The sequence below is a fragment of the Vibrio sp. 16 genome (genome assembly GCF_963681195.1).
GTDB lineage: Bacteria > Pseudomonadota > Gammaproteobacteria > Enterobacterales > Vibrionaceae > Vibrio > Vibrio sinaloensis_D.
This window is the reverse complement of record NZ_OY808997.1, coordinates 2,044,111-2,064,690: the sequence shown is the minus strand read 5'-3', so window position 1 is coordinate 2,064,690 and position 20,580 is coordinate 2,044,111. Positions and strand designations below refer to the sequence as shown.

Annotated in this window: 13 protein-coding genes, 8 tRNA genes and 1 pseudogene; 18 read left to right on the top strand and 4 right to left on the bottom strand. The window is 47.0% G+C overall.

What is annotated here, in order from left to right; genetic code table 11:
* Nucleotides 1-19: 19 nt before the first annotated feature.
* The 3 genes and pseudogenes from U9J37_RS09335 to pepA all read right to left on the bottom strand — a co-directional run bounded on the left by U9J37_RS09335 (nucleotide 20) and on the right by pepA (nucleotide 5,035).
* Nucleotides 20-2,893 (bottom strand): valine--tRNA ligase, encoded by a 2,874-nt coding sequence (locus U9J37_RS09335; protein WP_005472782.1) that lies wholly within the window; start codon nucleotides 2,891-2,893, stop codon nucleotides 20-22.
* A 117-nt stretch (nucleotides 2,894-3,010) separates the two neighbouring features.
* Nucleotides 3,011-3,460, bottom strand: coding sequence for a DNA polymerase III subunit chi (locus U9J37_RS09330; protein WP_005472629.1), 450 nt, complete (start codon nucleotides 3,458-3,460; stop codon nucleotides 3,011-3,013).
* A gap of 67 nt (nucleotides 3,461-3,527) precedes the next feature.
* Nucleotides 3,528-5,035, bottom strand: a pseudogene (gene pepA / locus U9J37_RS09325) (leucyl aminopeptidase).
* A gap of 191 nt (nucleotides 5,036-5,226) precedes the next feature.
* Between pepA and lptF the strand changes: the two are divergent.
* The gene (gene lptF / locus U9J37_RS09320) at nucleotides 5,227-6,327 is read left to right on the top strand and encodes an LPS export ABC transporter permease LptF (protein WP_005472756.1); all 1,101 of its coding nucleotides are present in this window, start codon (nucleotides 5,227-5,229) and stop codon (nucleotides 6,325-6,327) included.
* Nucleotides 6,328-6,330: 3 nt separating this feature from the next.
* Nucleotides 6,331-7,401, top strand: a complete 1,071-nt coding sequence (gene lptG, locus U9J37_RS09315) for an LPS export ABC transporter permease LptG (protein WP_005472677.1) — start codon at nucleotides 6,331-6,333, stop codon at nucleotides 7,399-7,401.
* 38 nt (nucleotides 7,402-7,439) lie between these two features.
* On the opposite strand, the gene mutS is transcribed toward lptG, so the two are convergent.
* Complete coding sequence (mutS, locus tag U9J37_RS09310) at nucleotides 7,440-9,977, bottom strand: DNA mismatch repair protein MutS (protein ID WP_043887036.1); 2,538 nt, start codon at nucleotides 9,975-9,977, stop codon at nucleotides 7,440-7,442.
* A gap of 126 nt (nucleotides 9,978-10,103) precedes the next feature.
* Between mutS and pncC the strand changes: the two genes are divergently transcribed.
* The 16 genes from pncC (at nucleotide 10,104) to oadA (ending at nucleotide 20,573) form a co-directional block, all read left to right on the top strand.
* Nucleotides 10,104-10,598, top strand: coding sequence for a nicotinamide-nucleotide amidase (gene pncC, locus U9J37_RS09305; RefSeq protein WP_005472739.1), 495 nt, complete (start codon nucleotides 10,104-10,106; stop codon nucleotides 10,596-10,598).
* Between the two features lie 188 nt (nucleotides 10,599-10,786).
* Nucleotides 10,787-11,833 carry a recombinase RecA gene (gene recA, locus U9J37_RS09300; RefSeq protein WP_038140340.1) on the top strand — a complete coding sequence of 349 codons (1,047 nt, stop codon included), beginning with the start codon at nucleotides 10,787-10,789 and terminating at the stop codon, nucleotides 11,831-11,833.
* 73 nt (nucleotides 11,834-11,906) lie between these two features.
* A complete protein-coding gene (gene recX, locus U9J37_RS09295) occupies nucleotides 11,907-12,371 on the top strand; it encodes a recombination regulator RecX (protein ID WP_005472727.1) in 465 nt (154 codons plus the stop codon).
* Between the two features lie 142 nt (nucleotides 12,372-12,513).
* Nucleotides 12,514-15,096, top strand: coding sequence for an alanine--tRNA ligase (gene alaS / locus U9J37_RS09290; RefSeq protein WP_005472649.1), 2,583 nt, complete (start codon nucleotides 12,514-12,516; stop codon nucleotides 15,094-15,096).
* 193 nt (nucleotides 15,097-15,289) lie between these two features.
* Nucleotides 15,290-16,477 (top strand): aspartate kinase, encoded by a 1,188-nt coding sequence (locus U9J37_RS09285; protein WP_322413804.1) that lies wholly within the window; start codon nucleotides 15,290-15,292, stop codon nucleotides 16,475-16,477.
* Nucleotides 16,478-16,569: 92 nt separating this feature from the next.
* Nucleotides 16,570-16,767 (top strand): carbon storage regulator CsrA, encoded by a 198-nt coding sequence (gene csrA / locus U9J37_RS09280; RefSeq protein ID WP_004415691.1) that lies wholly within the window; start codon nucleotides 16,570-16,572, stop codon nucleotides 16,765-16,767.
* 185 nt (nucleotides 16,768-16,952) lie between these two features.
* Nucleotides 16,953-17,045: transfer RNA gene (locus U9J37_RS09275), tRNA-Ser, on the top strand.
* Nucleotides 17,046-17,120: 75 nt separating this feature from the next.
* Nucleotides 17,121-17,197, top strand: a tRNA-Arg gene (locus tag U9J37_RS09270).
* A gap of 25 nt (nucleotides 17,198-17,222) precedes the next feature.
* Nucleotides 17,223-17,315, top strand: a tRNA-Ser gene (locus tag U9J37_RS09265).
* Between the two features lie 96 nt (nucleotides 17,316-17,411).
* A tRNA-Arg gene (locus U9J37_RS09260) sits at nucleotides 17,412-17,488 on the top strand.
* 65 nt (nucleotides 17,489-17,553) lie between these two features.
* Nucleotides 17,554-17,630, top strand: a tRNA-Arg gene (locus U9J37_RS09255).
* A gap of 65 nt (nucleotides 17,631-17,695) precedes the next feature.
* A tRNA-Arg gene (locus tag U9J37_RS09250) sits at nucleotides 17,696-17,772 on the top strand.
* A gap of 65 nt (nucleotides 17,773-17,837) precedes the next feature.
* Nucleotides 17,838-17,914 (top strand) — tRNA-Arg (locus U9J37_RS09245).
* Nucleotides 17,915-17,979: 65 nt separating this feature from the next.
* A tRNA-Arg gene (locus tag U9J37_RS09240) sits at nucleotides 17,980-18,056 on the top strand.
* Nucleotides 18,057-18,495: 439 nt separating this feature from the next.
* Nucleotides 18,496-18,753, top strand: a complete 258-nt coding sequence (locus U9J37_RS09235) for an oxaloacetate decarboxylase subunit gamma (RefSeq protein ID WP_005475486.1) — start codon at nucleotides 18,496-18,498, stop codon at nucleotides 18,751-18,753.
* Nucleotides 18,754-18,785: 32 nt separating this feature from the next.
* On the top strand, nucleotides 18,786-20,573 hold the full coding sequence (oadA, locus tag U9J37_RS09230; protein WP_322413803.1) for a sodium-extruding oxaloacetate decarboxylase subunit alpha: 1,788 nt from the start codon (nucleotides 18,786-18,788) through the stop codon (nucleotides 20,571-20,573).
* The last annotated feature ends 7 nt before the right edge of the window (nucleotides 20,574-20,580 follow it).

The following is a 20,580-nucleotide window of genomic DNA, read 5'->3' as shown; positions in this document are numbered from 1 at the left end:
TTTTTACTAGAGGCGAAGATTACAGCGCTGCAATCGTCGCTTTTTGCTCTTCTAGTTTCACTAGAGTCTCTTTGTAGCCTTCTAGCTTTTCACGCTCTTTAGCAACTACCGCTTCCGGTGCTTTAGCAACAAAACCTTCGTTACCTAGCTTACCTTCGATACGCTTGATTTCACCGTGAGTCTTCTTGATTTCGCCGTCTAGACGAGCAAGTTCCGCGTCTTTGTCGATAAGACCCGCCATTGGGATCATCAGTTCAGACTTAGCAACCAGCGCCGTTGCGCAAGCTGGCGTTTCTTCACCAGCTTCCAGTACGCGTACAGACTCAAGTTTCGCTAGAGAAACCAGAACTTGCTTGTTCGCTTCTAAGCGCGCTGCATCTTCTGCGCTCGCGGCTTTTAGCATCACTTCAAGCGGCTTACCTGGGTTGATGTCGTATTCAGCACGTAGGTTACGGATGCTAGTGATGAATGACTTCACCCACTCGATGTCATCAAGAGCTGCTTGGTTGAAGTTCGCTTCGTCGAACTGAGGCAGTGCTTGAAGCATGATTGTGTCACCTTCAACACCGTCAACCAGCGGCTTAACGCTCTGCCAGATAGTTTCTGTGATGTATGGGATCACAGGGTGTGCTAGACGAAGTGTCTTCTCTAGAACGGTGATTAGCGTGCGACGAGTACCACGTTGCTGAGCTTCACTACCTTTCCAAAGAACTGGTTTAGTGAGCTCTAGGTACCAGTCACAGAATTGGTTCCAGATAAATTCGTAAATCGTGTTTGCTGCCATATCCAGACGGAAGTTATCAATGTGACCATTGAACTCTTTCGCTGCTAGCTCAAACTGAGACTCGATCCACTTATCCGCTAGTGAGTACTCGATCTCACCTGCCTGTTCGTTAGATGAATGGAAGCCACAATCCTGATCTTCTGTATTCATCAGTACGTAACGGCTTGCGTTCCATAGCTTGTTACAGAAGTTACGGTAACCTTCCAGACGCTTCATATCCCAGTTGATGTCACGGCCAGTAGAAGCCATAGCAGCAAGCGTGAAGCGTAGTGCGTCAGTACCGTATGGTTCGATACCGTTTTCAAACGTCTTACGCGTGTTCTTCTCGATCTTCGCTGCAAGTTGAGGCTGCATCATGTTACCAGTGCGTTTCTCAACAAGAGACTCAAGGTCGATGCCGTCAATCATGTCGATTGGGTCAAGAACGTTACCCTTAGACTTAGACATCTTGTCGCCGTTCTCGTCACGGATTAGACCAGTAACGTATACCGTCTTAAATGGTACTTGTGGCTTACCGTTCTCATCTTTACAGAAGTGCATCGTCATCATGATCATACGAGCAACCCAGAAGAAGATGATGTCGAAACCAGTAACGAGTACGTCTGAAGGGTGGAATGTCTTCAGGTCATCTGTGTTCTCAGGCCAACCTTGCGTACCGAAGGTCCAAAGTGCAGAAGAGAACCAAGTATCCAATACATCGTCGTCTTGGCGTAGAACCACAACTGGCGCTAGGTTGTTGTTTGCACGAACTTCTTCTTCAGTGCGACCTACGTATACATTGCCATCGTTGTCGTACCATGCAGGGATGCGGTGACCCCACCAAAGCTGACGAGAGATACACCAGTCTTGAATGTCGCGCATCCAAGAGAAGTACATGTTTTCGTATTGCTTAGGAACGAACTGGATTTCACCATCTTCAACCGCTTTAGTTGCCGTTTCAGCAAGAGGTGCGGTGCGAACGTACCATTGGTCAGTCAGCATTGGTTCAATCACCACGCCGCCACGGTCACCGTAAGGAACCGTTAGATCGTGGTCTTTGATTTCATCAAGCAGGCCTAGCTCATCAAACTCAGCTACGATCGCTTTACGTGCAGCAAAACGCTCCATACCGCGGTACTTAGCAGGTAGCTCAGTTGAGTACGCATCACTTGCTTCGCCGTTGGTGTTGAATACTTCTGCTGCTTCACGGATGTTGGCATCAAAGGTTAGGATGTTGATCATTGGTAACTGGTGGCGTTTACCCACTTCGTAGTCGTTGAAGTCGTGCGCAGGTGTGATTTTCACACAGCCAGTTCCTTTCTCCATATCGGCGTGCTCATCGCCCACGATTGGGATACGACGATCAACGATAGGAAGTAGAATTTCTTTGCCGATAAGATCTTTGTAACGTGGATCTTCTGGGTTAACCGCAACACCCGTATCGCCTAGCATGGTTTCAGGACGCGTGGTTGCAACTACGATGTAGTCTTTGCCTTCTGCTGTTTTAACGCCGTCTGCTAGCGGGTAGCGGAAGTGCCACATGTGGCCTTTTTTGTCTTTGTTTTCAACTTCAAGATCAGAAATTGCCGTGTGCAGTTTAGGATCCCAGTTTACTAGACGCTTACCGCGATAGATTAGGTCATCTTCGTATAGGCGAACAAAAACTTCTTGAACTGCGTTAGATAGACCGTCATCCATTGTGAAGCGCTCACGGTCCCAGTCTACCGATGCACCTAGACGACGAAGCTGTTTAGTGATGGTGCCACCAGACTCGCCTTTCCATTCCCAGATTTTATCGATGAAAGCATCACGGCCGTAGTCGTGCTTGGTTTTGCCTTCTTCAGCAGCGATCTTACGCTCAACAACCATTTGAGTTGCGATACCAGCGTGGTCTGTACCGACTTGCCAAAGGGTGTTTTTACCTTTCATACGCTCTGCGCGGATCAGAGTATCCATGATCGTATCTTGGAACGCGTGGCCCATGTGTAGGCTACCAGTGACGTTCGGTGGTGGGATCATGATTGAGTATGATTCTTTGGTCGTGTCACCGTGTGGCTTGAAGTAGCCTTTCTCTTCCCAAGCTTGATATAAAGCCTGTTCAATTGAAGTTGGGTTATATGTCTTTTCCATAGCTATAGATATTCTGCTGATAGGTCTGGTTTAATTCTAAGTCAATCTTTATAAGTGAGGGATCTCTGACAAGATCGCCTTAGCTATAAGGATTGACCGGTTATTGGTGCGGTGGTGCTAGCTGTGTTCGATCTCGATCGTTTGTAGCTGATAGCCCGCTTGACGGTAGATTTTATATCTTTCTCGCGCCAGTTGCTTGGCTTTTTCTTCGCAAGGGACGAAGTCTACCACCTCAGCAAACTTGTTCGCAAAGGTTGTCTCATTTTCCGCCAAATTTATTACTATTTGCCGATTCCATGAGGGCTTGACAGCTTGGTAGCCTATTTCCACCTTGGTGCCATATTTGGGACCTTCGCCAACCAAATTGTGGGCAATAAAGTGATGGGGCTCGGCTTGCCAAAAAGTCTCAGCAATCTGTTCTGCGTGCGATTTGTCGTGGCAATTCAGATACACCTTGGCACCTTGTGAGGCAAAATGTCTGGCAAGAAACAGTACATAGTCGCCAAAACCCACGGCATTCGATTGCGGGGAGTCTGGCTTGATAATGTAAAACGTTGCGTTTGCCATTTTATTTAGCTCACTATTGCTTCAGATACAAAAAAGGGCCTTGCGGCCCTTTTGACGAAGTTGAGGTTTATTCCTCTGTGTCTTGGCCACTGCGGTTAAGCAGGAATTGGACAAGCATTGAGACAGGGCGACCAGTAGAGCCTTTTGCTGCGCCTGACTTCCAAGCTGTACCTGCGATGTCGACGTGTGCCCAGTGGTATTTCTTGGCAAATTTAGACAGGAAACAACCTGCTGTGATCGTGCCTGCAGGACGACCACCGATGTTTGCCATATCGGCAAATGGGCTCTTCAACTGCTCGTGGTACTCGTCAGCCATAGGGAGACGCCATGCACGGTCACTAGATTGCTCAGATGCGTTGATCAGCTCGTGCGACAGCGGGTTATGGTTAGAGATAACCGCACTGATGTGGTGGCCTAGAGCCATGATACATGCGCCAGTTAGAGTCGCTACGTCAACCACACACTCTGGCTCGTAACGTTCAACGTAAGTTAGTGCATCACACAGTACTAGACGGCCTTCAGCGTCAGATTAAGTACTTCAACCGTTTGACCAGACATAGTCGTCAGAATGTCACCTGGACGGTAGGCATTGCTGCCTGGCATGTTCTCACAGCCTGCTAGAACGGCAACCACGTTGATTGGTAGGTTCAATTTCGCAAGTGCTTTCATTGTGCCAAATACCGATGCAGCACCACACATGTCGTACTTCATCTCGTCCATGCCTTCGCCTGGCTTAAGTGAAATACCGCCTGAATCGAAGGTTAGACCTTTACCCACAAGAACGATTGGTTTTGCTTCTGGATCTGGGTTGCCTTTGTACTCCATGATAGACATCATAGATTCGTTCTTAGAACCACGGCCAACGGCTAGGTATGAAGTCATACCCAGTTTTTCCATTTCTTGCTCGCCAATGATCTTAGTCGTTACTGTCTCATAGTCATCCGCTAGGCGACGTGCTTGAGAAGCAAGGTAAGCTGGGTTGGCGATGTTTGGTGGCATGTTGCCTAGGTCTTTCGATGCTTTCACACCAGACGCGATAGCAAGACCGTGTGCGATTGCTTTTTCGCCAAGGTTTAGCTCACGACGTGTTGGTACGTTGAATACCAGCTTACGAAGTGGGCGGCGAGTCTCTGGTTTAACGCTCTTAAATTGGTCGAACGTGTAAAGACCATCTTTTGTTGCTTCAACCGCTTGGCGTACTTTCCAGTAAGTGTCACGACCTTTAACGTGCAGTTCTGTTAGGAAACATACTGCTTCCATTGAACCTGTTTCGTTGAGCGTATTGATGGTTTTTTGAATGATTTCTTTGTATTGGCGCTCGCCAAGCTCACGCTCTTTACCACAACCGACAAGCAAAACGCGTTCAGACAGTACTCCTGGTACTTGATGAAGCAGTAGCATCTGCCCTGGTTTACCTTCCAGATCGCCACGGCGAAGTAGAGAACTGATATAGCCATCGCTGATTTTGTCGAGCTGTTCAGCGACCGGAGAAAGACGGCGTGGTTCAAACACACCTACAACGATACATGCGCTGCGCTGTTTCTCAGGGCTGCCACTCTTTACACTGAACTCCATGCGTACTCCTACATCCTGAAGACAAATAGAACTAAATGTTAGATAATGCCGTCTTACTTGTTGATTCCTTACTCGGAACTATCCTTAAATAAGCGCGTTAACAGTTAGCCAAAAAATTTAAAAATAAAAGGTTCAACGGGAAATTATAGTGATTCAATTAAAAAAACAAGTTTTGTATAGGTAATTTCAGCGTGATTATTGTTAGATATTTGATCCGCGAGACACTCAAAAGCCAATTAGCGATATTTTTTGTGCTTTTACTCGTCTTTGTAAGTCAGACTTTTATCAAAGTTTTAGGCGATGCGACGGACGGTGATATCCCTGCTCGACTGATCTTAGCTATCGTTGGATTAAATATTCCCCAAATGGGGCTTCTGATGCTGCCGATGAGCTTATACATCGGTATCTTGCTCACTTTTGGCCGTTTATACAGCGAAAGTGAAATTACCGTCATGAATGCGACAGGCATGGGCAGTAAGTTTTTGATCCGTGCGGCGATGTCACTTGCGTTTATCACTACGGTACTGGCTGCATTCAACACGCTTTATTTAGCGCCATGGAGTCAAGAAAAAGAGGCTCAGTTGATAGAGCAAGTTGCGGCTGAAAACAGTGTCGACTTGCTAAAAGCGGGTCAGTTTCAGCGTACACCGGATGGCTCTTCTGTCGTCTTCATTGATGAAATCCGAGACAACAAGCTCAACAACGTGTTTGTGGCTCAAGTGCGCCCGCGCGATGCGATTTTACCGAGTGTGATGTTCTCTAACTCGGGTGAAGTGCGTGAGCATGATGATGGTCGCCAAATGATTGTGATGCATGATGGTACGCGATACGAAGGCATACCTACTCGCTTGGATTACATGGTGACAGAGTTTGAGCATTACAGCGGTTTGATTGGTCAACGTGAGGTCCAAGCTAAGCGCCGCAGTTGGGGCGCGGTGCCAACACTAGACTTGATTGAGAGTACCGATTTGTCTGCAAAAGCCGAGCTTCAATGGCGTATATCGCTCTTTGTTTGTATCCCACTGTTGACCATGCTGGTGGTGCCTCTTTCTGCCGTTAACCCGCGCCAAGGTCGTTTTGCCAAAATGGGGCCAGCGATTCTGGCTTATTTTGTTTACTTTATCTCAATGTCGACGACGAAATCAGCAATCGAGGATGGCAATATTCCAGCAGTGATTGGTATGTGGCCAATCAACTTTGCTCTGTTAGTGGCGGCGATCGGCGTCAACTTTATCGACAGCGTTCCTGTGCGACGCATGAAAGACAAATTTAGACAACGTAAGGTGTCGTAACTCGTGTTTAAAATTCTAGACCTCTATATCGGCCGAACCATTATCGCGACGACCTCTATGGTGTTAGCGACTCTTATCGGCTTATCGAGCATCATCCGTTTTGTAGAACAATTACGCAGTGTAGGTAAGGGAAGTTACGACTTGCTCAACGCGTTCTATTTCGTCCTGTTGGGAATTCCACGCGATATTGAATTGTTCTTTGCCATGTCCGCTTTACTGGGTGCCTTAATCGGCTTAGGTATTTTGGCATCAAGTTCTGAGCTCGTGGTCATGCAGGCGTCGGGCTACTCCAAACTCGATATTGGTTTGTCGGTACTGAAAACCGCGATTCCATTGATGCTGATTATCATGCTTCTCGGAGAGTGGGGGGCGCCACAGGCACAGAAAATGGCTCGAGAGCTGCGTTCATTCTCGATTTCTGGCGGGCAAATTGTTTCCGTTCGTGCCGGGGTCTGGGCGCGAGATGTGGATGACTTTATCTTCATCGGTAAGGTGGAAGACGACACGCTCTATGGTGTGAAGGTTTGGAGATTCGATGATGAGAAGAAACTCTATCAAGTGATGTTTGCCCCTGAAGCGGACTATTTAGGTGATAACCAGTGGCTCATGAAAAATGCGGAAATTACCGACATGGCCGACAAGGTAGAGCTGGCTAAGTCTAAGGTGAAGGAATACGCGTGGAAAACGACGTTAGTTCCTGACAAGTTGGCAGTGGTAAAAGTAGAGCCTGAAGAGTTGGCGATGAGTGGTTTGTATGACTACGTCACTTACCTTAAAGCCTCAGAGCAAGACGCCTCTCGCTATGAACTGGCCCTTTGGCGTAAAGTTACTCAGCCGATATCCATTGCGGTTATGATGTTGCTCGCGCTGTCGTTTGTCTTTGGCCCGCTGCGAAGTGTAAGCATGGGGGCGAGGGTTTTATCCGGTGTGGTTGCTGGCTTTACTTTCTATATTTCGAGTGAGTTTTTTGGTCCACTGACTTTAGTCTATGGAATTCCTCCCGCAGTGGGGGCGGTAATGCCGAGTTTGGTATTTTTAACCTTGGCACTGATGCTGCTGCGAAGAAAATTGTAAAAAATGGCTGCCTTTTGGCAGCCATTTTTCATTGAAGACTAAAGCAGTTTTTTAAGTCGATATAGCTCTTCCAAAGCCTGACGTGGAGTGAGATCGTCAGGGTCAATATTGGAAAGCGCTTCTTCAACTTCACTCGGCTCTGGAATAAGGCTTAATTGATTAGCGATATCCACACCGCTACTTGGCGTGGATGATGCTTCTATTTGACCGATTTGTTCAAGTTGGGTCAGCTTAGCGCGTGCATTTTTGATGACGCTCTTTGGTACACCAGCAAGTCCCGCGACAGCAAGACCGTATGATTTGCTCGCAGCGCCTTCTTGAACGGCGTGCATAAAGGCAATGCTATCGCCATGTTCAACCGCATCAAGGTGAACATTGGCTAAGGTCGGTATTTGGCTTGGCAACTCAGTGAGCTCAAAGTAGTGGGTCGCAAACAATGTCATTGAACCGAGCTGTTTTGCCAACCATTCCGCGCTCGCCCAAGCCAAAGATAGGCCGTCATAAGTACTGGTTCCACGCCCAATCTCATCCATTAGCACTAGGCTATTTTGTGTTGCGTTGTGCAAGATGTTAGCGGTTTCCGTCATCTCAACCATAAAGGTAGAACGGCCTGAGGCCAGGTCATCCGAAGCACCAATACGAGTAAAGATACGATCCACCGAACCAATGGTTGCTGACTCTGCAGGGACGTAAGAACCAATGTGAGCCATCAGTGCAATCAACGCGGTTTGGCGCATGTAAGTCGATTTACCGCCCATGTTCGGACCAGTAATGATTAACATCTTACGTTGGGCATTGAGCTCGATTGGATTGGCAATAAACGGCTCGTCCATCACTTGCTCAACAACTGGGTGGCGGCCAGCTTGGATATGAATACCAGCTTCTTTGATTAAGTTCGGGCGACAGTAATCTAAGCTGTCTGCACGTTCTGCTAGGTTTTGCAAAACGTCAATTTGAGAGACTGCAGAGGCGACATTTTGCATTTGTTCTAAATGTGGAAGAAGCAAATCAAACAGCTCTTCCCAAAGTTGTTTCTCTAGCGCTAGCGCTTTTGATTTTGAGTTGAGGACTTTATCTTCATGCTCTTTTAACTCAGGGATGATGTAGCGCTCTGCGTTCTTAAGCGTCTGGCGACGTACGTAGTGTGGCGGCACTAAATGGCTTTGCCCTCTGCTGACCTGAATAAAGAAACCGTGGACATTATTGTAGCCCACCTTGAGTGAATCAATGCCGTGACGCTCACGCTCGTCTTGCTCCATTTGCTCAAGATATTCGGTCGCACCATCTGCCAATTTACGCCATTCATCAAGTTCAGCGTTGTACCCTTCTGCGATCACACCGCCATCACGAATAACCACAGGCGGATTCTCTTTAATAGCACGCTCTAGCAGTTCGCACACCTCACCCATTGGCGCCGCGTATTGCGCTAACTTAGAGAGGTAAGGGTGGTGAAGTGAGCTCATTAACTCAGATACCTCAGGTAACTGCTGCATCGCATAGCGTAGACGAGCCATATCACGTGGGCGAGCACTGCGCAGCGCCAAACGGGCCAGAATACGTTCGATATCGCCAATCTGCTTAAGTACTGGGTGTAAGTCACTAAATAAGGCTTCATCTTTTAGCTCAGCAATAGCATCTAGACGGTGGTTTAGCGTATCAATGTCGCGCATCGGCTGATGCAACCAGCGTTTGAGCATACGGCTACCCATGGCGGTCGCTGTATGATCCAAAACTTCAGCAAGGGTGTTGTCTGTACCACCTGCAAGGTTTTGGGTGATCTCTAAATTTCTGCGTGTTGCCGCGTCAAGAATCACCGAATGATCTTGGCGATCGAAGGTCAAAGAGCGAATGTGCGGCAGTGCTGTTCGTTGGGTATCTTTCACATATTGAATCAGACAGCCTGCTGCGCATAATCCGAGCTTGGCGTGTTCGACTCCAAACCCAACTAAATCACGTGTGCCAAATTGTTGGTTTAACTGCTGTTTTGCTGTATCTAGCTCAAACTCCCATACCGGGCGGCGGCGATTGCCATTGCGGGAAGACATCAAATGCACGGGTTCGAAGTCTTCCGGGAACAGCAGCTCGCGTGGCGCGGTACGTTGCAACTCGGCTGCCATTGCTTCTTCTGTTTCCGGTTCCATTAATTGGAATCGGCCTGAAGTCACGTCGAGAGTCGCGTAGCCAAATTTACCATCGTGGTGATAGATAGCGGCGATAAGGTTATCGATACGCTCGGAAAGCAGGGCTTCATCAGTAACGGTGCCAGGGGTGACAATACGAACCACTGCACGCTCTACTGGACCTTTACTCGTCGCAGGATCGCCAATTTGTTCACAAATCGCAACGGACTCGCCAAGCTGCACCAATTTGGCTAAATAGCCCTCTACGGCATGGAAGGGGACGCCCGCCATTGGAATCGGCTCGCCGGCAGATGCGCCGCGTTTAGTAAGAGAAATATCGAGTAGTTGTGACGCGCGTTTGGCATCATCATAGAAAAGTTCGTAAAAATCGCCCATTCGATAGAACAGCAAGATGTCAGGGTTCTCGGCTTTTAACTTGAGATACTGCTGCATCATTGGGGTATGTTTTTGCTTATCTTTTTCAGGTAACGCTTTCACGGGTAACTTCTTTCGTTTATGTCTATTGCGGCTTAGGATACGTGAATCGACATTGGGCGAAAAGATGCAAAAGGGTATTTAGATATGGAATCACAACAAAACCTGTCAGCGCGATTGGGTGAAGCACTATTACGTCACCAACAGGTGCTCGCAACCGCAGAATCTTGCACAGGTGGCGGGGTGTCCGCTGCGATTACCGATATAGCAGGCAGCTCCGCATGGTTTGATCGTGCGTTCATCACTTACAGCAATGAAGCCAAGATGGAAATGCTAGGTGTAAAGGAAGAAACGCTTGACGCTCACGGGGCGGTGAGTGAAGCAACCGTGGTTGAAATGGCGCAAGGTGCAATTCGACATTCGCGTGCCACGATCTCGGTTTCTATAAGTGGTATCGCAGGACCTGGTGGCGGCTCGGATGAGAAACCTGTTGGAACAGTGTGTTTTGCTTGGGCAGACGACAAAGGTTGGTTAAAAGTGGCCACTTATTGCTTTGAGGGGGATAGACGAGCAGTACGTCGACAAGCTGTTATCAAAGCGCAACAAGTACTGTATGAGAAGCTAAGTGTCGCAAAGCAATGAATAAGTATTGAATTAAAAGTTTCGATAAATTAGATAGATATCATCAAAATTCAAAAAAAATCCATACAGGTGTAGACACTGTATGAATCAACAGTATAATGACTTTCATTGATGGTTCAGTGCTTGGCACTGGATAAAAGAATTTGATTGATATTCATCAGCACAAGATGAGTCTTTTGGAGAAAGTGATGGACGAGAACAAACAGAAAGCGCTCGCCGCTGCGCTAGGTCAGATTGAAAAGCAATTCGGTAAAGGTTCAATCATGCGCCTGGGTGATAACCGCGCAATGGATGTAGAAACAATCTCTACGGGTTCACTTTCTCTTGATATCGCACTGGGTGCTGGTGGCCTTCCGATGGGTCGTATCGTAGAAATCTACGGTCCTGAATCATCGGGTAAAACAACGCTAACTCTTGAGTGTATCGCTGCGGCACAAAAACAAGGTAAAACTTGTGCATTTATCGATGCAGAGCACGCACTTGATCCTGTTTACGCGAAGAAGCTTGGTGTTGATATTGATGCACTTCTTGTTTCTCAGCCAGACACTGGTGAGCAAGCGCTTGAAATCTGTGATGCGTTGGCACGTTCTGGTGCTATCGACGTAATGGTTGTTGACTCGGTTGCAGCTCTAACGCCTAAAGCGGAAATCGAAGGCGAAATGGGCGACAGCCACATGGGTCTTCAAGCGCGTATGCTTTCTCAAGCAATGCGTAAGCTAACTGGTAACCTAAAGCAGTCTAACTGTATGTGTATCTTCATCAACCAAATCCGTATGAAGATTGGTGTGATGTTCGGTAACCCAGAAACCACAACGGGTGGTAATGCACTTAAGTTTTACGCATCGGTTCGCCTAGATATTCGCCGTACGGGGTCTATCAAAGAAGGCGATGAGGTTGTGGGTAACGAGACTCGCATCAAAGTAGTTAAGAACAAGATTGCAGCACCATTTAAGCAAGCTGAAACGCAAATCATGTATGGCCAAGGTTTCAACCGTGAAGGTGAACTGATTGACTTAGGCGTTAAGCATAAGCTAATCGAAAAAGCGGGCGCATGGTACAGCTACAATGGCGATAAGATTGGTCAAGGTAAAGCAAACGCAGGCAAGTTTCTACGAGAAAACGTAGAGGCGGCACAAGCTATCGACGCTAAGCTACGTGAAATGCTTCTGTCGCCAGCAGAAATTCAGCCTGATGACGCAGAATTAGGCCAAATGCCTGAGCAAGAAGAGCTATAACATAGCCTTATGAATTTAAAGCCCTGCTTATGCGGGGCTTTGTTGTATTTAGAATATGAGAATTTAATCCGACATGTTCCAACGAAAACCACCAACACTGTCGAGCAAAGAAGCCGCTATTCAACTGCTCAGTCGTCGTGATCATGGTGAGTATGAAATGTATCAGAAACTTAGCTTGAAAGGTTATGAAGAGGATGCGATTCAAGAAGCGATTAATTTTTGTTTAGATCATAACTACTTAGATGATCTTCGTTATGCAAAGAGCCAAGTGAGGCAGCATGTTTATAAAGGCCATGGAGAGCGCCGAATTCGCCAAGAACTCAATCAAAAGCGAGTGGCTGAGTCAGTCATAGAAAAAGCGATGGAAGAAGAGCCGCAAGATTGGTTCGAATTGGCAAAAAGTGCTGCCGAGAAGAAATTCAAAGGAATGAAAGCGAAAGACCAAAAAGAGTACGCCAAACAGGTGCGTTTTCTTCAATATCGAGGTTATAGCTTTGAACAAATCAGCTATGCGCTCAACTCGGAAACTGAGGATTAACAGCTAAATGAGTCGTTAATTTGATGATTTAGTTTCGTTTCCACAATCCAAATGCTCTTTTCTGCGAGAAAACTAGTCGTAGCGCTAACCATGATCTACAATAGCGCAAAATTCTAACTCGACTATTTTCAGGAAGAGCTGCATGTACATGAGCACTGATGAGGTTCGTAACGCGTTCCTTAAGTTCTTTGAAAGCAAAGGACACCAAATCGTAGACAGTTCATCGTTGGTTCCACATAACGATCCAACCCTGCTATTCACAAACGCAGGTATGAACCAATTTAAAGATTGCTTCTTAGGCGCCGAAAAGCGTGCCTACACTCGAGCAACTACGGCTCAGCGTTGTGTACGTGCGGGTGGTAAACATAACGACCTTGAGAACGTTGGTTTTACAGCTCGTCACCATACTTTCTTCGAAATGCTAGGTAACTTCAGCTTCGGTGATTACTTCAAAGAAGACGCGATCGCGTTTGCTTGGGAATTCCTAACTGAAACGCTAAAACTGCCAAAAGAGCGTCTACTGGTAACGGTATACGAGACAGATGACGAAGCCTTCGATATCTGGAACAAAAAAGTAGGCGTACCTGCTGACCGTATCGTTCGTATCGGTGACAAAGAAGGCGGCAAGCAATTCGAATCAGATAACTTCTGGACAATGGGTGACACAGGTCCTTGTGGCCCTTGTACTGAAATCTTCTACGATCACGGTGAGCACATCTGGGGAGGCCGTCCTGGTACTCCAGAAGAAGACGGTGACCGTTTCATCGAGATCTGGAACAACGTATTTATGCAGTTCAACCGTCATGCTGATGGCACGATGGAACCGCTACCTAAGCCTGCAGTTGATACGGGTATGGGTATTGAGCGTATTTCTGCAATCATGCAGGGCGTTCATTCAAACTACGAAATCGACGTATTCCAAAAGCTAATCAAAGCTGCTGCAGAGGTTGTCGGCTGCGAAGACCTTTCAAACCAATCACTACGCGTGATTGCGGACCACATCCGCTCTTGTTCATTCCTAATCGCAGATGGTGTGATGCCTTCAAACGAAGGTCGTGGCTACGTGTTGCGCCGTATTATCCGTCGTGCTGTGCGTCACGGTAACAAGCTAGGTGCAAAAGGCGTATTCTTCCACAAGCTTGTCGGTGTACTGGCTGAAGTGATGGGTAGCGCAGCTGACGAGCTTAAGAAACAACAAGCCGTTGTTGAGAAAGTACTACGCATTGAAGAAGAAAACTTTGGTCGCACACTAGAGCGTGGCATGGTTATCCTCAATGAAGCACTGGATGCACTTGAAGGCAAAGAGCTTGATGGTGAAACAGTATTTAAGCTTTACGACACTTACGGTTTCCCTGCTGACTTAACTAATGACGTGGCTCGCGAGCGTGATTTCACTATCGACGAAGCGGGTTTCGAGAAAGCGATGGAAGAACAGCGTCAGCGTGCACGTGAAGCTGGTCAATTCGGCACGGACTACAACGCAACAATTAAAACAGAAGCTGAAACCGAATTTTGTGGTTACACCGGCACTCAAGGTAAGAGCAATGTGGCTGAAATCTTCGTTGAAGGTGAAGTAGCAGAATCTCTATCGGCGGGTGATAAAGCGATCATCATCCTTGGTGAAACGCCATTCTACGCAGAATCAGGCGGTCAGTGTGGTGATGCTGGTGTACTAAAAACTGAATCTGGTCTATTCAAAGTAGAAGACACGCAGAAGTTAGGTAATGCAATTGCGCACCACGGCGTTCTAGCCGAAGGCGTTCTCGCGAAAGGTGATGAAGTAGAAGCTATTGTTGATGCAGAGCGTCGCGCTTCTATCTCACTAAATCACTCAGCAACGCACCTACTTCATGCCGCACTACGCCAAGTTCTGGGCGAGCACGTAACGCAGAAAGGCTCACTTGTTAAGCCAGAAAACCTACGTTTTGACTTCTCTCATCTCGAAGCGGTAACGCCTACTGAACTAAAAGAAGTTGAGCGCTTAGTAAATGCACAAGTTCGTCGTAACCACGTGATTGAAACTAACGTTATGGACATCGAGTCTGCTAAGCAGAAAGGTGCAATGGCCCTGTTCGGTGAGAAGTACGATGATGAAGTTCGCGTATTGTCTATGGGCGAGTTCTCAACTGAGCTTTGTGGTGGCATCCACGCTTCTAACACGGGCGATATTGGTTTGTTCAAGATCACCTCGGAAGGTGGTATCGCAGCAGGTATCCGTCGTATCGAAGCGGTAACTGGTGAAGCAGCACTAGATGCAATCGAAGAGCAGCAAGCTAAGTACGAAGAGAAACTGGTTGAGTCGGCACAAAAAGCAAAATCTCTAGAGAAAGAAATTCAGAAACTGAAAGACAAGATGGCTGCCGCAGAAAGCGCAAACATCATGGGTAAAGTTCAGGAAATCAACGGCACGAAAGTGTTGATTGCAGCTCTAGAAGGCGCCGATAACAAAAACCTACGTACGATGGTTGATGACATTAAAAACCAAGTGGGTAGTGGCGTTATCCTATTGGCGAACATTAATGGCGATAAGATTGGTCTCATCGCTGGTGTGACCAAAGACCTTATCGGCAAAGTGAAAGCAGGCGATCTTGTTAAGATGGTCGCTGAGCAAGTTGGCGGTAAAGGTGGTGGCCGTCCTGATATGGCGCAAGCGGGCGGTACTGATGTTGCAGCTCTGCCTGAAGCGATCAAGACCGTTCAGCCTTGGCTAGAAGAACGCTTGTAAAAAATACTGTATAAACTACGCTCAATCATTTGTTTGATTGAGCGTAATTTTTTTGTCCTAACCAAGTGGTTTAATTGATTGTCCTAGTGATAGTCGAATAGGCCGCTTGGTTTTTGTTATAACTACTGCAAACAATATTCAACACATTGAATGCAGTCCGAATGAGACTTTGGTCTTGGGAAGGTGAAGACTGGTGAAAAAGCCCCTTATCGTGCAAAAGTTTGGCGGAACGTCTGTTGGTTCTATTGAAAGGATCCATACGGTAGCCGAACACATCATAAAGGCGAAAAATGATGGTAATCAAGTTGTCGTAGTCGTCTCCGCAATGTCTGGTGAAACAAACAGGCTGATGGACTTGGCGAAACAGGTCGATAGTGTACCTACGGCGCGAGAACTTGATGTTTTGCTCTCTGCTGGTGAACAAGTGTCGATGGCACTACTTGCAATGACTCTCAATAAACTGGGGTTTGCAGCCCGTTCACTTACCGGAGCACAAGCGAACATTGTGACGGACAATCAACACAATGACGCAACGATTAAACATATTGATACCCAAGCTATCCGAGAGTTGTTAGCACAAGATCACATAGTCATCGTGGCTGGATTTCAAGGGGTCAATGAAAATGGGGATATCACCACGCTAGGTCGAGGTGGATCTGATACAAGTGCGGTGACCTTAGCAGGCGCGCTCAATGCGACGGAATGTCAAATATTTACTGATGTAGATGGCATATACACATGTGATCCTCGAGTGGTCGCGACCGCGCAAAAATTGGACGTGATTGACTTTCCTTCTATGGAGGAAATGGCGCGCAAAGGTGCCAAGGTTCTTCACCTACCGTCAGTGCAGTACGCATGGAAACATAATGTTCCCCTACGAGTGCTTTCTACATTTGATGGCAATCCCGGCAGTTTGGTCAAAGGGGAAGAGTGTCAAAACGCAGTTTGCGGAGTCGCCATTCAGCGAGATATGTGCTTGATCAGAATTGAAAAAGAGATGCTCTCTGCACTTAAGACTCAGTGTCAAATGCTAGGTATTGTCATCTGGAATGTGATCGAGCATACAGAATGGACAGGTGTGGTACTAAAACTGGACGCTTATGCAAAACTGGAACTGGTTTTCGGTGACAAAATCCGTAATAGTGATTCAGTAAGTTTGCTGACTGCCGTCGGCTTACACGTAGAAGGACTGGTGGAAAAGTCTTACGCTTTGCTTACAGAACAAGGGATTTCGGTCGAACATTATGCTGTTAACCCACAGTCGTTGATGCTTGTGCTGTCGCCAGAATGTGTCGACAAAGCAGCTAACATACTGCATGATGCGTACATAACTTCTGCAGAGGCGATCGACTACCTGCAAAAACATGCCTTTTTAGGCTAGATTCGAGCCACAATAGAGTTTACGAAAATATAACTTTTATTGGATAATAGCCTTGTAGCAAGATAATTCAGAGATTACTCAAGGAGCACAGAATGCTAATTTTAACTCGCCGCGTTGGCGAAACTCTAATGATCGGTGATGAAGTAACAGTAACAGTACTGGGTGTTAAAGGTAACCAAGTACGTATCGGTGTTAATGCTCCGAAAGAAGTGTCTGTTCACCGTGAAGAAATTTACATGCGCATTCAGGCAGAAAAAGGTAATGGTAACGTTGCATCTGGCAACTACTAATTACACAGAGAGGCTGGCAAATATTGTCAGCCTTTTTTGTTGCTGGAAAGAGCATATTTTTAGCAAAAAGAGTGAATTAACACCGCTTTGATTAAATAGCCAACGCTTGGAAAAGTTTTTGCCGTTTTTGCCAAGAAAATGTTTGACATATTTTTGGTAAATCGTAATATGTGCCTCCGCAAGACGGTGAGGTGGCCGAGAGGCTGAAGGCGCTCCCCTGCTAAGGGAGTATACGGCTTGATACCGTATCGAGGGTTCGAATCCCTCCCTCACCGCCATTCTTGCTTCTTCTTATAGAAGAACAGTTCTTCGGAACAGCTTTAAAACAACTTTCTGTAGCAAGAAAGCATAGCGCGTCCTTAGCTCAGCTGGATAGAGTACCTGGCTACGAACCAGGCGGTCGGAGGTTCGAATCCTCCAGGACGCGCCATAATTTCCTTACCAGGGAATAAAACGGTGAGGTGGCCGAGAGGCTGAAGGCGCTCCCCTGCTAAGGGAGTATACGGCTTGATACCGTATCGAGGGTTCGAATCCCTCCCTCACCGCCATTAATTGGCTTATGGCCAATTTTTTTGTTTTAAAGCCCTGTTGTTTCAAAGAACTAGTGTGATATACTTCACACCTCTCGTTTTAGAGAACATTGCGCGTCCTTAGCTCAGCTGGATAGAGTACCTGGCTACGAACCAGGCGGTCGGAGGTTCGAATCCTCCAGGACGCGCCACTCTTTAGGTTTCCTTTGTATAGATTGGAATCCTGATATTGACAGAAGTCAATATCAAAAACTGCGCGTCCTTAGCTCAGCTGGATAGAGTACCTGGCTACGAACCAGGCGGTCGGAGGTTCGAATCCTCCAGGACGCGCCACTCTTTAGGTTTCCTTTGTATAGATTGGAATCCTGATATTGACAGAAGTCGATATCAAAAACTGCGCGTCCTTAGCTCAGCTGGATAGAGTACCTGGCTACGAACCAGGCGGTCGGAGGTTCGAATCCTCCAGGACGCGCCACTCTTTAGGTTTCCTTTGTATAAATTGGAATCCTGGTATTAACAGACGTTGATATCGAAAACTGCGCGTCCTTAGCTCAGCTGGATAGAGTACCTGGCTACGAACCAGGCGGTCGGAGGTTCGAATCCTCCAGGACGCGCCACTCTTTGGGTTTCCTTTGTATAGATTGGAATCCTGGTATTAACAGACGTTGATATCGAAAACTGCGCGTCCTTAGCTCAGCTGGATAGAGTACCTGGCTACGAACCAGGCGGTCGGAGGTTCGAATCCTCCAGGACGCGCCACTCTTTGAGAAAGCCCTGCTAGCAATAGCAGGGCTTTTTTATTAACATTTCATTATCAAATGTTTAACTCTCAATTTACAACTTAATGTTTCTTAAGGGCTTTTTTGGGAAATATTAACCCTATCGCAGTATTCTCCTCGTATTTGAAATAACGTCTGAAAAACAGCAGTTATTTATCCTTGATTAAACTGATATTGCAGATTTATGTGACTTGTATGACGTATTAACCCTTAGATATGTGCATTATCATCAAGACTGCTTTAAACAAAATTGACAAAGTTTAACCAATCGAGATAATCCTAGACCTCTTGTCGGGATCACAAAGCTCGTCCTGATCGAAGACGTCCAACGAAAAATTGGACATGTTTAGGTAAATTGGACAAGAAGTCCGCATAGTTTACCTAGTCCCTTGTCAGGATGACAAAGAAAGGATGCAAAAATGGATAATATTGGAAGCCTGCTAGTAGATGCTGCGACCATGATGCTTACGGGCATGGTTGTGGTGTTTCTATTCCTCACTATTCTTGTTTATCTCGTTCGGCTAATGTCGAAGCTGGTGCCTGAAGAAGTACCAGAGCCGATCGCCACCCCAAATCAAAATAATAAAGTTCAACCAACCTCTTCTGCTGTTAGCCCAAAGGTCGTGGCGGCAATCTCTGCTGCAGTACACCAGTATCGTACCTCTACAGCTAAATAGCATTTGAAATGGATTAAAAGGAGTTAATGAGCATGTCAAAACCACTAGCTTTAACCGACGTGGTTCTTCGTGACGCCCATCAATCGCTGTTTGCGACACGTATGCGTCTTGAAGATATGTTACCGATTGCAGCAGAGCTGGACAAAGTAGGCTATTGGTCTCTTGAGACTTGGGGCGGAGCAACGTTTGATGCGTGTATTCGTTTCTTGGGAGAAGACCCATGGGAGCGTCTACGCGAGCTTAAAAAAGCAATGCCGAATACCCCAATGCAAATGCTGTTGCGTGGTCAAAACCTATTGGGTTACCGTCACTACGCTGACGATGTGGTAGAGAAGTTTGTTGAACGTGCTCACGCCAATGGTATGGATGTATTCCGTATCTTTGATGCGATGAATGATGTCCGTAACTTTGAAAAGGCAGTCAAAGCCGCCGTTGATGTCGGTGCACACGCTCAAGGTACGCTCTCTTACACCACAAGCCCAGTGCACAATACTGATACTTGGGTTGATCTTGCCAAACGTCTTGAAGACTTGGGCTGTCACTCTTTGTGTATCAAAGATATGTCTGGTTTGCTTAAACCTTATGAAGCGGAAGAGTTAATTACTCGAATCAAATCTTCTACTGACATCCCTTTAGCGCTTCATTGTCATGCAACAACAGGCTTATCTACTGCGACGGCTGTCAAAGCCGTAGAAGCAGGCGTGGATATTCTGGATACAGCAATCTCATCGATGAGCTGCACCTATGGTCACACGCCAACAGAAACAGTGGTTGCAATGCTACAAGGCACTGAGCGAGATACCAATCTTAAGCTTGACCAAATTGAGCCTATTGCCGCTTACTTCCGCGAAGTTCGTAAGAAGTATGCTAAGTTTGAAGGTCAGTTAAAAGGTGTCGACTCACGTATCTTAATCGCCCAAGTTCCGGGTGGCATGCTGACGAACATGGAAGGTCAGCTTAAAGAGCAAGGTGCGGCGGATAAGCTTGATGAAGTATTGGAAGAGATCCCTCGCGTACGCCAAGATCTAGGTTACATCCCACTAGTGACGCCAACTTCGCAAATTGTTGGTACTCAAGCAGTAATCAATGTTCTAACTGGCGAGCGCTATAAGAGTATTACTAAAGAAACCGCAGGTGTTCTTAAAGGCGAATATGGCGCAGCACCGGCTGAGGTAAACGCGGCGCTTCAAGCAAAAGTGCTTGACGGTGGTGAAGCGATCACATGCCGTCCTGCTGATTTGCTGGATGCAGAGCTTAACACCCTAACGGATGAACTCCTAAGCAAAGCGAAAGAAGAAGGCATTTCTCTGGCTGAAGATACGGTTGATGATGTCCTCACGTACGCGTTGTTCCCTCAAGTAGGGCTTAAATTCCTCAAAAATCGTCGTAATCCTGAAGCCTTTGAGCCGGCACCATGGCTAGAGGAAACACCTTCATCTGCTCCAGTTGCTCAACCTGCACAGGGCGGAATTGAGACTTACAGCGTTAAGGTGGACGGTCAAGTATACGATGTGGAAGTGGGTCCTCAGGGGCAGTTGACGTCAGTCGCTCCAGCTCAAGCATCGGCACCACAAGCTGCGCCAGCGCCTTCTGCACCAGCCGGCAACTCTGAAGTCGTTCCAGCTCCTCTAGCGGGTAACATATTCAAAGTAAACGTCCAAAATGGATCTCAAGTTGCTGAAGGCGATGTGCTGTTGATCCTTGAAGCGATGAAGATGGAAACAGAAGTACGTGCTGCCCGCGGTGGTATTGTGCAAGATCTTCACGTTAAAGAAGGCGATTCCGTCACTGTAGGCGCACCGCTGATCAGCCTAGCGTAAGGGAGTA

What these genes read in the sequence shown, in the direction of transcription:
- U9J37_RS09335 (WP_005472782.1), bottom strand. Translation starts at nt 2,893, where the DNA reads ATGGAAAAGACATATAACCCAACTTCAATTGAACAGGCTTTATATCAA.
- U9J37_RS09330 (WP_005472629.1), bottom strand. Translation starts at nt 3,460, where the DNA reads ATGGCAAACGCAACGTTTTACATTATCAAGCCAGACTCCCCGCAATCG.
- mutS (WP_043887036.1), bottom strand. Translation starts at nt 9,977, where the DNA reads ATGATGCAGCAGTATCTCAAGTTAAAAGCCGAGAACCCTGACATCTTG.
- pncC (WP_005472739.1), top strand. Translation starts at nt 10,104, where the DNA reads ATGGAATCACAACAAAACCTGTCAGCGCGATTGGGTGAAGCACTATTA.
- recA (WP_038140340.1), top strand. Translation starts at nt 10,787, where the DNA reads ATGGACGAGAACAAACAGAAAGCGCTCGCCGCTGCGCTAGGTCAGATT.
- recX (WP_005472727.1), top strand. Translation starts at nt 11,907, where the DNA reads ATGTTCCAACGAAAACCACCAACACTGTCGAGCAAAGAAGCCGCTATT.
- alaS (WP_005472649.1), top strand. Translation starts at nt 12,514, where the DNA reads ATGTACATGAGCACTGATGAGGTTCGTAACGCGTTCCTTAAGTTCTTT.
- csrA (WP_004415691.1), top strand. Translation starts at nt 16,570, where the DNA reads ATGCTAATTTTAACTCGCCGCGTTGGCGAAACTCTAATGATCGGTGAT.
- U9J37_RS09235 (WP_005475486.1), top strand. Translation starts at nt 18,496, where the DNA reads ATGGATAATATTGGAAGCCTGCTAGTAGATGCTGCGACCATGATGCTT.
- oadA (WP_322413803.1), top strand. Translation starts at nt 18,786, where the DNA reads ATGTCAAAACCACTAGCTTTAACCGACGTGGTTCTTCGTGACGCCCAT.